General features: G+C 62.7%; 14 protein-coding genes. 5 read left to right on the forward strand and 9 right to left on the reverse strand.

The annotated features are described in order from the left end of the window. Positions 1 to 9: 9 nt before the first annotated feature. Together cysK and dut are read right to left on the reverse strand one after the other, a co-directional pair. Complete coding sequence (gene cysK / locus LXM96_RS10835; RefSeq protein ID WP_239998476.1) at positions 10 to 978, reverse strand: cysteine synthase A; 969 nt, start codon at positions 976 to 978, stop codon at positions 10 to 12. 129 nt (positions 979 to 1,107) lie between these two features. Continuing rightward, positions 1,108 to 1,572, reverse strand: a complete 465-nt coding sequence (gene dut, locus LXM96_RS10840) for a dUTP diphosphatase (RefSeq protein WP_239998477.1) — start codon at positions 1,570 to 1,572, stop codon at positions 1,108 to 1,110. Between the two features lie 86 nt (positions 1,573 to 1,658). Between dut and LXM96_RS10845 the strand changes: the two genes are divergently transcribed. Continuing rightward, a complete protein-coding gene (locus tag LXM96_RS10845) occupies positions 1,659 to 3,242 on the forward strand; it encodes a peptide chain release factor 3 (protein WP_239998478.1) in 1,584 nt (527 codons plus the stop codon). Between the two features lie 54 nt (positions 3,243 to 3,296). On the opposite strand, the gene otsA is transcribed toward LXM96_RS10845, so the two are convergent. Together otsA and otsB are read right to left on the reverse strand one after the other, a co-directional pair. Beyond that, entirely contained in the window at positions 3,297 to 4,676 is a 1,380-nt protein-coding gene (gene otsA, locus LXM96_RS10850; protein WP_239998479.1) for an alpha,alpha-trehalose-phosphate synthase (UDP-forming), read from the reverse strand. After that, positions 4,673 to 5,512, reverse strand: a complete 840-nt coding sequence (otsB, locus tag LXM96_RS10855; RefSeq protein ID WP_239998480.1) for a trehalose-phosphatase — start codon at positions 5,510 to 5,512, stop codon at positions 4,673 to 4,675. The genes otsA and otsB overlap by 4 nt, the downstream gene beginning before the upstream one ends. A 183-nt stretch (positions 5,513 to 5,695) precedes the next feature. Here otsB and LXM96_RS10860 point away from each other — a divergent pair, with 183 nt between their 5' ends. Next, complete coding sequence (locus LXM96_RS10860) at positions 5,696 to 6,490, forward strand: class II glutamine amidotransferase (RefSeq protein WP_239998481.1); 795 nt, start codon at positions 5,696 to 5,698, stop codon at positions 6,488 to 6,490. Here LXM96_RS10860 and coaBC read toward each other — a convergent pair. Next, a complete protein-coding gene (gene coaBC, locus LXM96_RS10865; RefSeq protein WP_239998482.1) occupies positions 6,487 to 7,698 on the reverse strand; it encodes a bifunctional phosphopantothenoylcysteine decarboxylase/phosphopantothenate--cysteine ligase CoaBC in 1,212 nt (403 codons plus the stop codon). The two genes, LXM96_RS10860 and coaBC, sit on opposite strands and share 4 nt — an antisense overlap. A gap of 124 nt (positions 7,699 to 7,822) precedes the next feature. On the opposite strand from coaBC, the gene LXM96_RS10870 reads away from it, so the two are divergent. Beyond that, a complete protein-coding gene (locus tag LXM96_RS10870) occupies positions 7,823 to 8,218 on the forward strand; it encodes a hypothetical protein (protein ID WP_239998483.1) in 396 nt (131 codons plus the stop codon). A gap of 65 nt (positions 8,219 to 8,283) precedes the next feature. Then, positions 8,284 to 8,475, forward strand: coding sequence for a hypothetical protein (locus LXM96_RS10875; protein ID WP_239998484.1), 192 nt, complete (start codon positions 8,284 to 8,286; stop codon positions 8,473 to 8,475). A gap of 2 nt (positions 8,476 to 8,477) precedes the next feature. On the opposite strand, the gene LXM96_RS10880 is transcribed toward LXM96_RS10875, so the two are convergent. From LXM96_RS10880 to ubiE, 4 genes are all read right to left on the reverse strand, one after another. Beyond that, positions 8,478 to 9,269 (reverse strand): COG3904 family protein, encoded by a 792-nt coding sequence (locus tag LXM96_RS10880; RefSeq protein ID WP_394801932.1) that lies wholly within the window; start codon positions 9,267 to 9,269, stop codon positions 8,478 to 8,480. Beyond that, the gene (locus LXM96_RS10885) at positions 9,266 to 10,570 is read right to left on the reverse strand and encodes a hypothetical protein (protein WP_239998485.1); all 1,305 of its coding nucleotides are present in this window, start codon (positions 10,568 to 10,570) and stop codon (positions 9,266 to 9,268) included. Before LXM96_RS10885 ends, LXM96_RS10880 begins: the two co-directional genes overlap by 4 nt. 99 nt (positions 10,571 to 10,669) lie before the next feature. Then, complete coding sequence (ubiB, locus tag LXM96_RS10890) at positions 10,670 to 12,232, reverse strand: 2-polyprenylphenol 6-hydroxylase (RefSeq protein ID WP_239998486.1); 1,563 nt, start codon at positions 12,230 to 12,232, stop codon at positions 10,670 to 10,672. Between the two features lie 42 nt (positions 12,233 to 12,274). Beyond that, complete coding sequence (ubiE, locus tag LXM96_RS10895; RefSeq protein WP_239998487.1) at positions 12,275 to 13,051, reverse strand: bifunctional demethylmenaquinone methyltransferase/2-methoxy-6-polyprenyl-1,4-benzoquinol methylase UbiE; 777 nt, start codon at positions 13,049 to 13,051, stop codon at positions 12,275 to 12,277. A 149-nt stretch (positions 13,052 to 13,200) separates the two neighbouring features. Between ubiE and mutM the strand changes: the two genes are divergently transcribed. After that, complete coding sequence (gene mutM, locus LXM96_RS10900) at positions 13,201 to 14,091, forward strand: bifunctional DNA-formamidopyrimidine glycosylase/DNA-(apurinic or apyrimidinic site) lyase (protein ID WP_239998488.1); 891 nt, start codon at positions 13,201 to 13,203, stop codon at positions 14,089 to 14,091. The last annotated feature ends 4 nt before the right edge of the window (positions 14,092 to 14,095 follow it).

Consider the following 14,095-nt stretch of genomic DNA (forward strand, 5'->3'; position numbering starts at 1 on the left):
ACTCGCCGATCAGCCGCCCAGGCCTTCGAACAACGCCGTCGACAGATAGCGTTCGGCGAAGGAAGGGATGATGACGACGATGTTCTTGCCGGCATTTTCCTCGCGGCTGCCGACCCGGATCGCGGCGGTCAAGGCCGCGCCGGAGGAGATCCCAACCGGCACCCCTTCGAGGCGGGCGACCAAACGTGCCATCTCGAACGCTTCGTCGTTTGAAACGGTCACGACCTCGTCGTAGATTTCGGTGTCGAGGATCTTCGGGGCAAAGCCGGCGCCAATGCCCTGGATCTTATGTGGGCCGGGATTGCCGCCCGAAAGCACCGGGCTGTCGGTCGGCTCCACCGCAACCACCTTGATCTCGGGCTTCCGGCCCTTGAGCACCTGGCCGGCGCCGGTGATCGTTCCGCCGGTGCCGATGCCGGAGACGAAGATGTCGACCTCGCCATTGGTGTCGTTCCAGATCTCTTCGGCCGTCGTCTTGCGGTGGATCTCCGGGTTTGCCGGGTTCTCGAACTGCTGCGGGATGATCGCGTCGGGAAGAGTGGAAGCGAGTTCCTCTGCCTTGGCGATGGCACCCTTCATCCCCTTCGGACCTTCGGTCAGCACCAGTTCGGCACCGAGCAGGGCGAGCATCTTGCGGCGCTCGATAGACATCGTCTCCGGCATGGTCAGGATCAGCTTGTAGCCCTTTGCGGCCGCAGCGAAGGCAAGTGCAATGCCGGTATTGCCGGAGGTCGGCTCCACCAGCGTCGTCTTGCCGGGCGTGATCTTGCCCTGAGCTTCCAGGCTCTCGATCATTGCAACGCCGATGCGGTCCTTGACCGATGCGATGGGGTTGAAGAACTCGAGCTTGGCGAGGAGATTTGCCTTGACGCCCTTCTCCTTGGCCAGCTTGTCGAGGCGCACGATCGGCGTGTCACCGATCGTTTCAGTAATGGAGGAATAGATCCGGCCGCGGCCAGCCTTCTTTGTGTCTGCCATGTTGCTCTCCCTAGGTTGCCGACAAGGTAGGGCGAGTTTCGTCGCAAGGCCAGCGAAGAGAGATCGGATCGGCAGTATGCCGCAGAAATTTGTTCCACGGCGAAGCCGTGTCCGGGCAGGGCTTGCTCCTTATACCCCCGTCGAACCGAAGCCGCCTGCGCCTCGCAAGGTGGAACTGGCTTCGCCCGCCTCCTGCACACGCACTTGGATCACCGGCGCCACCACCATCTGCGCGATCCGCATGCCGCGCTCGATGGAGAACGGTTCCTGCCCAAGATTGACAAGCAGCACCTTTACCTCGCCGCGATAGTCACTGTCGATCGTTCCCGGCGTATTGAGGCAGGTGACGCCGTGCTTGAACGCCAGGCCAGATCGTGGCCGCACCTGCGCCTCGAAGTTTTGGGGAAGCTCGAATACCAAGCCGGTCGGCACCAGCGCGCGCTCGCCCGCCTCAAGCGTCAGCGTCTCGCCCTCCGGCAGCGCAGCCCGCAGGTCCATTCCTGCAGCACCCGTCGTCTCATAGCTCGGCAGTGGCAGGCCCTCGCCGTGCGGAAGCCGGATCAGGGTGATAAGCGGTCCGATGACATCGCGCATGGGCAGTTTCCTTCGGTTCTTCCCGGTCAATTGCATATGTGCTGCGAAATCGCTAGATACGCGGCAACTCACAGGATTTACCAGATATGGCCGAAAGTCTCGCCGAGGCGGTTTCCCGCCGCCGTACATTTGCGATCATCGCGCACCCGGATGCGGGTAAGACCACGCTCACCGAGAAGCTGCTGCTGTTCGGCGGCGCCATCCAGCTTGCCGGCGAGGTCAAGGCGAAGAAGGATCGTATCCAGACCCGTTCGGACTGGATGAAGATCGAGCGCGAGCGCGGCATCTCCGTCGTCACGTCGGTGATGACCTTCGAGTATGGCGGCAACGTCTTCAACATCCTCGATACGCCCGGCCACGAAGACTTCGCAGACGATACCTACCGCACGCTGACGGCGGTGGATGCCGCCGTCATGGTCATCGACGCCGCCAAGGGCATCGAGCCGCGGACGTTGAAGCTCTTCGAAGTCTGCCGGATGCGCGACATCCCGATCATCACCTTCATCAACAAGATGGACCGCGAAAGCCGCGATCCCTTCGAGATCCTCGACGAGGTCGAGGAAAAGCTGGCGCTCGATACCGCACCGGTCACCTGGCCCGTTGGCCGGTCCAAGACATTCTGCGGAGCCTATCATCTTGCTCACAACAGCTTTCGGGGTTCCGATACGCAGGTGGTGACGACGAAGGTGAACGGACCGCAGGCGATTGCCGACAAGCTGCCGGAAAACGAGCGGGACACCTTCATCGAGGAACTTGAACTCGCGCGCGAAGCCTGCCGCCCGTTTGACAAGCAGGCCTTCCTTGAGGGGCACATGACCCCTGTCTTCTTCGGCTCGGCGCTTCGCAACTTTGGCGTCCGCGACTTGATCAACGCGCTGGGCGATTTCGCCCCACCCCCGCGCGACCAGGTCGCCGACACCCGCACCGTGCACGCAGCCGAAGACAAGATGACGGCCTTTGTCTTCAAGATTCAGGCCAACATGGATCCGAACCATCGTGACCGCATCGCCTTTGCGCGCGTCTGCTCCGGTAAGCTGGAGCGCGGCATGAAGGCTCGGCTCGCCCGCACCGGCAAGCAGCTTGGGCTCACCGCGCCGCAATTCTTCTTCGCTTCCCAGCGGCAGCTTGCCGATACCGCGTATGCGGGCGACGTCGTCGGTATCCCGAACCACGGGACGCTTCGCATCGGCGACACGCTGACCGAAGGCGAACAGCTGGTCTTCCAGGGCGTACCGAACTTCTCGCCGGAGATCCTGCGCCGCGTGCGGCTGGAGGATGCCATGAAGGCGAAAAAGCTGAAGGAGGCTCTTCAGCAGATGGCGGAGGAGGGCGTCGTCCAGCTCTTCTCGCCCGAGGACGGCTCGCCGGCCATCGTCGGCGTCGTCGGTGCCCTGCAGCTCGACGTGCTGAAGGAACGGCTTGCGGCGGAGTACACGCTGCCCGTCTCGTTCGAGATGTCCCGATTCTCCGTCTGCCGCTGGATCTCATCCGACCAGCCGGCGGAACTGGAGAAGTTCCTCAACGTCAAGCGCGGCGATATTGCCCGCGATCTGGATGGGGATCCGGTCTTCCTGGCGCAGGATGCGTTTTCGCTGCGCTATGAGGCCGAACGCTATCCAACCATCAAGATGGTGGCTATTAAGGAGTATCACGTCGCCAAGGCGGCGTGAGAGCCTTGTGGCGGAAGAGCTCGCGTCGTTGGCGCCGAAAGATGATCTGCACCGTCAGCGCTCAGGAGCGAGATCGGCAAGGAAGTCGTCGCACCAGCGCATCACGTCGTGCTCGAGCAGGTGGTCCATCATCCTGCGCCACCGCTCCTGCCGCTCTTCGAGAGACATGCTCAGGCCGCGGGCAATGGCGTTGGCAGTCCCTTCGATGTCGTAGGGATTGACCAGAAGAGCGCCCTTGAGTTCACGTGCTGCGCCCGCGAAGCGCGACAGCACGAGAACGCCAGGATCTTCAGGATCTTGAGCCGCGATATATTCCTTTGCAACAAGGTTCATCCCGTCGCGCAACGGGGTGACAAGCCCGATTTTTGCAAGTCGATACAGACCTGCAAGCACAGGGCGCCCGATCGAGCGATTGATGTAACGGATCGGTACCCAGTCAACAGTCCCGATTGCGCCGTTGGCACGGCCTGCCTGTTCTGCCACCGTGCGCTGCATCTGTTCATATTCGGGAACTTCAGAGCGAGACTTAGGCGTGATCTGCAGGTAGGTGACCTTGTTGTGGTAACCTGGATTGACCTTGACGAACTGCTCGAAAGCATCGATCCGCTGGGTAATACCCTTGGAATAGTCTAGCCGGTCGACCCCAATGATCAGGTCGCGGCCTTCGATGCTCTGGCGCGCCTTGCGCACCATAATGTTGCGTGCTGCCTTAGTCGCAAACTCGGAAAACGCCCTTGTCTCAATACCGATTGGATAGAAGCCGCCCTTGAAGGTCCGTCCGTAGGAGGTGAAGAGCCCATCCCCGAGAGCTTCGCCGATGCCCTCCCGGACAAGGCCGCCGCCGAAGTTCGACAGATCATGATCCGTCTGAAAGCCCACCAGATCATAGTGGGAGAGCCCTCTCATGATCTCCTCGTGAACGGGCATGGTGAACAGGACGTCCGCAGGCGGCCAGGGAATATGGAGGAAAAAGCCGATCTTGTTCTTCACGCCCATCTGACGCAGTTCGGCCGCGAGGGGGATAAGGTGGTAATCGTGCACCCAGATAACGTCGTCTTCCTCGAGAAGCGGCGCCAGCCGGTGGGCAAAGAAGCGGTTCACGCGGAAGTAGCCAGCCATTTCCTTCCGGCCGTACTCCGCCAGATCCAGGCGATAATGGCAGATCGGCCAAAGCACACGGTTGGCAAATCCCTCGTAGTACTCCTCGACGTCCGTCTTGGTGAGGTCGGTCAGGGCGTAGGTGATGTTGCCGTGTTCTTGCAGCGAAAGCGGTTCCGGCTCTTTCGTGCCGCTGGACTTGCCAGACCAGCCCATCCAGATGCCCCCTCGCTCCTCCAGCGCAGCCTGAAGTGCCACGGCAAGGCCACCGGCCGGCGCAGCGCCGCCCTTGGCTGGCAAGGTAACCCGGTTGGAAACGACCACGAGGCGGCTCAAGTGCGTCTTCCTTTCTGAGATAGATCATGTGGTGTGGTTTGTTCGGTGATACGTGCCAAGGCATCGCGAACGAGCGCGGCCGACGCGATCACTGCGCGTGCTTCAGTGCCATCGCTCCTCTCGGCGACACGGATTGACTTGCCGTTCAGGCTGTTGACCACCTTGAACATCGCCTCGTCGGTCACGTCGTCGCCGATTGCGATCGGTCGGCGCCCCTTGAAGGGTGGTTCACTAAGATAAGCCTCCAAGGCCCCGCCCTTGTCGGCGCGTGCCGGGCGGATCTCGAAGACCATCTTGCCGCGCTGGAGGGCAAAGTCGTTTCCTGCCTGCAGCAGGTAATATTCCATCACTTTTTCCAGTTCGGCCCGTCTCTCCGGTGCTTGGCGATAGTGCGCGGCAATAGCGGCGCCCTTATCCTCGATCAGGATACCCGGCCATTGGCCCGCTGCAACGTATAGCGCGTTCTTCACCTCTTCGAAGGCTTCGGTTGCCGTGACGCGATCCAACCTGCCATCGGCGAGCCGGCGCTCTGAGCCATGCAGACCGGCAATCGGGAACTGGTGAGGCTGAAATAGCTCGTCGGCGTAAGGCAGGGCACGTCCGGTGACCAGCGCGAGCGCTCCTTCAAGATGCTGCGATATTCGCCAAAGGTGGCCTGGGAGCTCTTGCGGAACGATGATCTCATCCGGGGACGGCGCAAGGTCGATCAGGGTGCCGTCGATATCGAGAAAGAGGGCCCAGCGGTCAGGTTCCTCGACCAGCGTCTTTACCAGCCAATCGAATGGCTGAAGCGGGTCTTGATCATCTCCGGCGTGCGATAGATTGGAAGGCGACATGACATGCTATGTAGACCACCAGACCGATGTGGCAAGGTCGGGACCGGGTTCCGGCGCCATAAGGGGAATAGCGGGCCTGTCACAAATCCGCCACTTAAGGTGCAGGATTTACGTTGCGTTAACGCTTCTGCGGCGAATCTTCCGTAGGAGTGCGTCGAATACGAAAGCCGGAGCTCTGAGAGCATGTGCCGCTGGGCAGCCTATCGTGGAAATCCGATCTACCTGGAAGAGCTCGTTTCTTCCCCTGCGCATTCCCTGATCGAGCAGTCACACTGCGCGACCCGCGCCAAGACGGCGACCAATGGCGACGGCTTCGGCATTGCCTGGTATGGTGACCACGCGGAGCCCGGCCGTTACCGTGACATCCTGCCGGCCTGGTCCGACTGCAACCTGCGCAGCCTGGCTCGGCAGATCCGCTCGCCGCTGTTTCTCGCCCACGTACGTGCCGCCACCCACGGGGCAACGCGCCGCGACAACTGCCACCCCTTCGTGCACGGGCGCTGGTCCTTCATGCACAATGGCCAGATTTCCGGGTTCGACCGCATCCGCCGACGCATGGAGGCGATGCTGTGCGACGAGCTGTTCCACGCCCGCACCGGAGCCACGGATTCCGAGCTGCTTTTCCTTCTGGCGCTGCAATTGGGACTCGACCGGGACCCTCAGGGAGCACTTGCGAGGGCCATTGCCACGGTGGAGGGACTGTCAGCCGATCTGGGTGGCGAGGTTCTCGTGCGGTTCACCGCAGCCTTATCGGATGGTCGCTCGCTCTATGCCGTACGCTATGCGACCGACAGCCGCCCGCCCACACTTTATGCTGCTCCGCTGGGTGATCCGCTGAGCTACTGTCTGGTCTCTGAACCACTGAATGACGAGGTGGACCGCTGGGCCGAAATACCGGACGGGAGCATCGTGGTGGTCGGTGAAAAAGGGATAACGGTGGAGCCATTCCTTCCCGAGATGCCGGCGCAGGCAGCCTAAGCGTCGGGAAGAAGTTCGGAGATCAGCGTCGCCAGCCGCTCGGCTACCTCGTCCTTGCTCATGTCCGGCCAGTCCTGGATGCCGGCGGCCGAGACGATGTTCACGCGATTTCGGCTTCCCCCCATGATGGCGGTTTCGGGCGATACGTCGTTGGCAACGATCACGTCCGCTCCCTTGCGCCGCAGCTTCTGAACCGCATTCTCTTCCAGGTCCTGCGTTTCCGCGGCAAAGCCAACCACGAGCTTTGGACGTTGCCGATGATGCCCCACAGTCCTGAGGATATCGGGATTCTCCGCCAGCTCGAGCGCCGGCGGGCCTTCGCCCTGCCGCTTCTTGATCTTCTGGTCCGCAGCACCCGCCACCCGCCAGTCGGCAACGGCCGCGACCATGACGGCGATGTCAGCCGGCAGTCGCGCCTCCACGGCCCGGAGCATTTCCTCCGCACGCTCCACATGGATGGTGTGTACACCCGGCGGATCGGCAATCGAAACAGGTCCGGACACCAGCGTCACATCCGCCCCGAGCCGTGCCAAGGCGGCTGCGATCGCATGTCCCTGGCGCCCAGAGGAGCGATTGGCAATATAACGCACCGGATCGATCGGCTCGTGGGTGGGTCCGGAGGTGACGATGGCGGTTCGGCCTGACAACGGGCCTTTGGCGCTGCCCAGCAGGCGGCCGACAGCATCCGCAATTTCGAGCGGTTCCGCCATGCGGCCAAGCCCCGCCTCACCACTCTCCGCCATCTCCCCACGCATCGGCCCGATGAAGTGAACCCCGTCGGCCCTCAATGTTGCAACATTGCGCGCCGTTGCGGCAGCAGACCACATCTTCGGGTTCATCGCAGGCGCCACGAGCACCGGACGGTCGCTTGCAAGCAAAATCGTGCTCGCAAGATCATTTGCCAATCCATACGCCATCTTCGCCAAGAGGTCGGCACTTGCCGGCGCCACCAGAACGAGGTCGCATTCGCGGGCGAGGCGGATGTGCCCGACATCCTGCTCGTCCTCGCGAGAAAAGAGCTCGGTGTAGACATGCGACGCGGAAAGCGCGCCGACCGCCAGCGGCGTGACAAACTCCTGCGAGGCTGCCGTCATCACCGGACGCACAGAGGCGCCCCGCGCGCGAAGGCGGCGGATGAGGTCAAGGCTCTTATAGGCGGCAATGCCGCCCGAGATGATGAGAAGGATGCGCTTGTCGGAGAGTTCCATGCCGTCGCCCGTCCTGAGGGTGGCGCGAAGCTAAGCCTTTGACGCGCGAGTTGCAATCCGGCAGGGGCGGGGGCCGGGAACAGCGGCAGCCTCTTCAGCGTTTTTCTCGCCAAAGGAGATCCCGATGGCCAAGAAGAACAGAATTCCGAAGAAGGTGGCTGGCTTCAAGGTGCCGAAGTCCATCCGCAAGTCCAAGTCTTTGAAAGCCATGCTGGCCAGCAAGACGGGCCGCGACATCCTCGGCAAGGCGCTAATGGCGGGAGCAGCCGCGGCCGCTGCGGTCCTGGCGGAAGAGCGGGATGAGGTGGCGCATGCGGGCAAAAAAGGCGCTCGCAAAGGTGCGCGCGCAATAGGGATTGCAGGTGATGCGGTGCAGAGTGCTGCGCATGCGGCCATGGGTGCCGTGACCGAATCCGCAAGGTCCTATCTCCCGCAGACGAAGGATGACAAGCGGTCGACGCGCCAGTCGCGGGAGGAGGCGAAGGAAGATCGCCCTTTCGCCAGCAGCGCCACGCACTAGGCGAGACTGAAGCCAAGGCGCATCGGCGCCAGAAACGGAGAGCCGGCCGCCTGGAGCGGCTGGCGTTGAAGCGTTTTGGCAAGACGCCGGCGGCGCGGATAGGGACCGTGGCGTTTCTTGCTGCCTTGAAGACGCTTGTCCGGGAGCACCCTGGCGTCGCCCTGGAGCTTGCCGGAGCGGGATTGAAGAAGGCTGGCACCGAGAGTTTGTCGGAGGTGAAGGCGCGGATCGCGTCCGGCCCTCCTGAACAGCGCTAGTCCTACTGCTTCGCCGTCGCAACCGCATCGGTCGTCAGCTTGAACTCAGTCATCTCATTGACGGTAAGGTAATAGAGCCGGTCCGGCGGTGTTTCCAGGGCGTTGATCCAAAGTCCGGCGCCGATGCCCATCTCGTCCAGGTGGCGCGCGATACGGGCAGTTGTGCTCTGTGCGCCGGACATTGCCTGTTCAGGCGAGGGGCGAGCTTGACCGGCGTTGAACACCTGGTGGACGCCAACGACGGCATCCTTGTCGGCTTCCCGGCTGACACCTCCGGCAAAAACGATCGGGCAGGACGAAGCGCAAAGCGCCTTCGAGGCGACTCTCGTGTTCAGCCCCTTTTCCCGGATGAGCATCGACATCGCGAGAGCGTCGTCCACAGAGCCGCCCGGTGAGTTCAGCGCCACCGACTTCACGTATTCGCCGCGCGCCTCGATTTCCTCTGCGAACCTGACCGCCGCCCCGAGATCAATCGAACCCTCCGCACGAAGCGTGCCGCCCGAAAGTAATTCGAAGCGCATCGGCTGGCGCAGAACCTCCGGCGGACTTTCAGGCTGGACCGGAGGCGCTTGCGGCACGCCATCGGTGAGTGCCGGCGGCAGAACCGGCGCGTCGGTGTGCATGGGGTCATGGCCAGGCAGATTCGCATTGGCGAGGCTGAGTTCCCGCACATCGATGGCCACGAAGATACCAGCGGCTGCAAGAAGGCTGAAGAACGCGTAGCGCATGAGCGCCCCGTCGTCGGTTCGCAGAAATGTCTCCTTCAGACGCAGCGCAAGCGAGGGAGGCCTCATGCGGGAGGGCCCTTGCGCGGTGTCTTGGCCGCCATCTCAAGGCTGGTGATGTTGGACTCGCGTTCCCGCATCTCGTCGTCCTCCGCATCCTGCAGCGCCTTTTCGACGTCCAAACCATTGCGGCCGAGCGCCCGCTGGACTTCCAGCGACTCGAGCAGCTCCGCAGCGGTGATCCGCTGGGCGAAAGGCAGTCTTTCCTCCTGCCGGCGGATCGCCCCATGGACCACCGTAAGGATGAAGACGAGCACCGCAGGCAGGAGGTCGATCGAAATCGCACCGGCCCATGCAGGGATGAAGTCCGCCGCATAGCGAAGAACGGCTTCGGCGGAGGAAAGCGGTACAAAGCGACGGTCGGCCACCGGTTCGCGGGCAAGAATGTCGTCTGCGGCCTGGGACAGCACCTGGGACTGCGCCGCAACCGAAGCGCGTATCGTCTCCATCACCTGGTCCTGGCGGTTGGCGAGATCGGCGGCGCGGCCATCGGCAACGGGTGCGATGAAGCCGAGGGAAAGATCCTCGGCGGCTCGCTTGACGGACGGTGCGATCGACGTCTGCTCCAGCGAGGTGATGACGCCGGACAGCGCCACGACCTCTGCCGAGAACTCGTCGCTGCGGGGAGCAATCGCGCCGGGTGCGGAGACAAGGCCGCGCATTGTCTCAAGATGCGCACGACCTTGATCAAAGAGTGTGTTGACCCGTTCGCGCGATGCTGTGATGCCGGTCTCAAGTTCGCTGAGTTGCGCAGACATCTGCGAGAGCAGCTGTACGACACTTCCTGAGCCTGTGGTGCCCGTCAGGGCGCCGGATTCGCGCTCGTCTTCCGCCAGTCTTGCAAAGCGTTCGGAGGTGCGCTGGATGTCCGGCAGGAGGCTTTGCGCCGCAAGCGCGTTCTGGTGCGCCTGGTCGAGGTCTGCCGTGTAATCTTCAACCGTTTCGGCAAGATGCTGCTCAAGCGCCGCCGATCCGGCGAGTGCCGCCGCGTTCAGCCAGCTCGACATGGCGATGATCATGGCGCAGCCCAACGCCATGACGCCGAGCATCGCACCGCGGGCAGCAGCACCTGTCACATGGGGGTAAAACCGCGCCATGTAGGACCAGAAGGCGTAGATCGCGACGGAAACGGAGGCGGAATAGATGATCGCAGCGAAGAACACGGCGGTCGCCGAACCGTCGAGCAGGCTGCGAACGCCGAGATAGGTGTAGACGCCGGAGGCGAGGGCAAGCACCGCCAGCGCAAAGCGGGTCATGGTTTCGACGGCAATGACGCCATCCTGCAAACGATGCGATGCGCCAAGCGCCATCAAAAGCCCTCCGGGAGGAATGAATTCCTTAACAAAGTCCGAAGAAGGGGGCGAAATGAAGGCTCGCGGACGCACGTCCACGCGAGCCTCGATCCGCCGCTATCCAATGGCGAAGGCGAGATAGACAAGGCAGAGCGCGATGATCCAGAGCGCGACGCGGCCCGAGCGGCTGTGGCGTGCTTCCGATTTGCCGATCGCTTCGGCGGTCTGCGCATCGAACCGCAGGCCGTGCTCGCTCATCTGCACCACCTCGTGATGCAGCTTTTCCGTCTTGGCGGCAATTTCCGGAAGCGCCTCGGCGAGCTTCACCGCCGCCTTCACGCCGTCGCGCAGGTCGCTGACGACCCGCTTCGGGCCGAGATTGTCGCGGATCCAGTCGCCGACCACCGGTTCGGCTGCCTTCCACATGTTGAAGCGCGGATTGAGGATGCGCGATACCCCCTCGACGACAACCATGGTCTTCTGCAGCATGATGAGCTCGGGCCGGGTCTCCATCTCGAAGAGGTCCGTTACCTCGAAGAGAAGGGCAAGCAGGCGGGCCATCGAGATCGTTTCCGCCGGCTGCCCGTGGATTGGCTCGCCGATCGCGCGGATTGCCTGGGCGAAGCTTGCGACATCGTGATGCGACGGAACATAGCCCGCCTCGAAATGAACCTCAGCCACCCGCCGGTAATCGCGGATGATGAAGCCATAGAGAATTTCGGCCAGGAACCGCCGTTCCTTCTTCCCCAGCCGTCCGACAATGCCCATGTCGACCGCAACAATGGTGCCGACAGGATCGACGAACAGGTTGCCCGGGTGCATGTCGCCATGGAAGAAGCCATCGCGCAGCGTGTGGCGCAGGAAGGACTGGATGAGGGTTTCGGCAAGCCGGTCGAGATCGTGGCCGGCCGCCCTGAGACCCGCCAGATCCGACATCTTAACGCCGTCGATCCACTCCATGGTGATGACGTCGCGGCCGGTTCGCTCCCAATCGACCTCCGGCACCCGAAAGCCGGGATCGTTCTTCGTGTTCTCCGCGATCTCCGAAAGGGCTGCCGCTTCCAGCCTCAGGTCCATCTCGACCTTGGTGGTCTGCTCCAGCGTCCGAGTCACTTCCACCGGACGAAGGCGGCGGCTCGAGGGGATCAGCCGCTCCTGCATCCGTGCCAGCAGATACATGCTTTCGATATCATGGGCGAAGCGCTGACGAACGCCGGGGCGCACGACCTTAACTGCCACCTTCTTGCCGGCCACGCGCGCCGGATGAACCTGGGCGATGGAGGCGGCAGCGATCGGCTCGCCAAACTCCGCAAACAGGTCGTCGATCGGCCGGCCGAGTGACCCTTCGATCGCGATCCTCGCCGTCTCCGTCGGGAAAAACGGCATGCGATCCTGCAGCATCGAGAGGTCGAGCGCCCAATCGACGCCGACGACATCGGGACGCGTCGCGAGAAACTGCCCGATCTTGACGTAAGACGGCCCAAGCCTGTCCACAGCACGGGAAAGCCTTGCGCTTCGGGCCTGCTTCTTTGCCCGAAAGCGCGTGAAAGGTTCGGCCAGTGATTTCAGCACGCCGATAGCGGGCGGCATGTCCTGGCTTGGGAGCGCCGATACCACGCCCTCGCGCACCAGGACCCAGCCGACACGAACCAGTCGGAAATAGGCGCCGATGGTACTCATGAGCCGCCTCTAGCCTTCACGCCGCATGCCATGGCCATCCGGTCAGAGCTTCCAGCCGGAGTGGAGCGCAGCAATGCCGCCCGTGTAGTTGGTGTAAGTCACGCGAGAGAACCCGGCGCTGCGGATCATGGCGGCGAAATTTTCCTGATTGGGAAACTTGCGGATGGACTCCACCAGATACTGATAGGGCTCGCTGTCGCCGGTGATCATCTTGCCGAAACGCGGGATCGCGTTGAACGACCACTCGTCGTAGAGGCGGGTCAGCATCGGCAAGTCGACTTCGGAAAATTCCAGGACGAGCAACCGCCCGCCGCGCTTCAGCACGCGGTAGGCTTCCTTTAGCGCCACGTCGATCCGCGGCACGTTCCGGATGCCGAAGGCGATCGTATAGGCATCGAAGGAATTGGCCTCGAACGGCAGTTCCTCGGCATTTGCTTCCACAAAAGTCAGATGGTCCGAGAGCCCAAGCTTTGCCGCCCGCTCGGCGCCGACGGCCAGCATAGAACCGTTGATGTCGAGCACCGTCGCATGCGCCTTGCGGCCCGAAGCCTCCAGGATGCGAAACGCGATGTCGCCCGTACCGCCGGCAACATCAAGAACCTTGTAGTTTTCGTCCTTGCGCGGATTGAGAGTGGCGACGAGAGCATCCTTCCAGACGCGGTGCATGCCACCAGACATCACGTCGTTCATGATGTCGTAGCGTTTCGCTACCTTATGGAAGACGTCGTTGACAAGTGGCTGCTTTTCCCCCTCGGCGACCTGGCGGAAGCCGTAAGAGGTTTCCATGCCGCCTTCGGCAGAGGTGCGCGCTTCAGTCATCGGAACTCCTTGCTCGTCATCTGGCCGGCGACCATAGCGAAATCATCTGCGCCTCGCTATCTGTGTCGCAAGCCCAGAGGAGCAGTGCGACGTTCGGCCCCGGTCTATAGACCAGGCAAGCAGGCGTTGGAACAGGAAGTTAGAAACCCATGCCGGAATTGCCAGAGGTGGAAACGGTCAGGCGCGGGCTGGCGCCTGCCATGGAAGGCGCCACGATAAGAGAGCTCGAGCTCCGCCGCACGGATCTGCGGTTCCCGTTCCCCGACCGGTTTGCCGAACTCGTGGCGGGCAAGCGCATCCTGTCGCTCGGACGCCGGGCGAAATACCTGCTGATCGACCTGGAAGACGACTGGACGATCATCGCGCATCTCGGCATGTCCGGCTCGTTTCGCGTGGAGGCAGAACGCGCCGCAGAAACGCCGGGAAGTTTCCACCACCCCCGCTCAAAGGACGAGAAGCACGACCACGTCGTCGTCCACCTCACCTCCCAGGACTGTTCGCAGCGAGTCGTCTATAATGATCCTCGGCGTTTCGGCTTCATGCATCTGTGGAAGCGCAGCGCACTCGACACGTATCCAGCCTTCGTCGGTCTCGGGCCGGAGCCGACGGGCAATGCCCTCGACGCCTCCTATCTGGCATCGCGTTTTGCCGGAAAAAGCCAGCCGCTTAAGGGGGCCCTGCTCGACCAGAACGTGATTGCCGGCCTCGGCAACATCTATGTCTGTGAAGCGCTCTGGCGGTCGCATCTCTCCCCGCGCCGCCGTGCCGGATCGCTGGTGACGCCAGGAGGCCGGCCGAAGAAGGAACTGGTCGTGCTCACGGACGCGATCCGTGCGGTGATCGCCGATGCCATCGCGGCAGGAGGCTCGTCGTTGCGGGACCACATCCAGGCAGATGGTTCGCTCGGCTACTTCCAGCATTCCTTCTCCGTCTACGATCAGGAAGGAGAGGCTTGCCGAACGCCCGCTTGCAACGGTACCGTCGCGCGCATCGTCCAGTCCGGCCGGTCCACATTCTTCTGCGCCGGATGTCAGAAATAGAGCC

The organism is Rhizobium halophilum (genome assembly GCF_021648825.1).
Lineage (GTDB): Bacteria > Pseudomonadota > Alphaproteobacteria > Rhizobiales > Rhizobiaceae > Neorhizobium > Neorhizobium halophilum.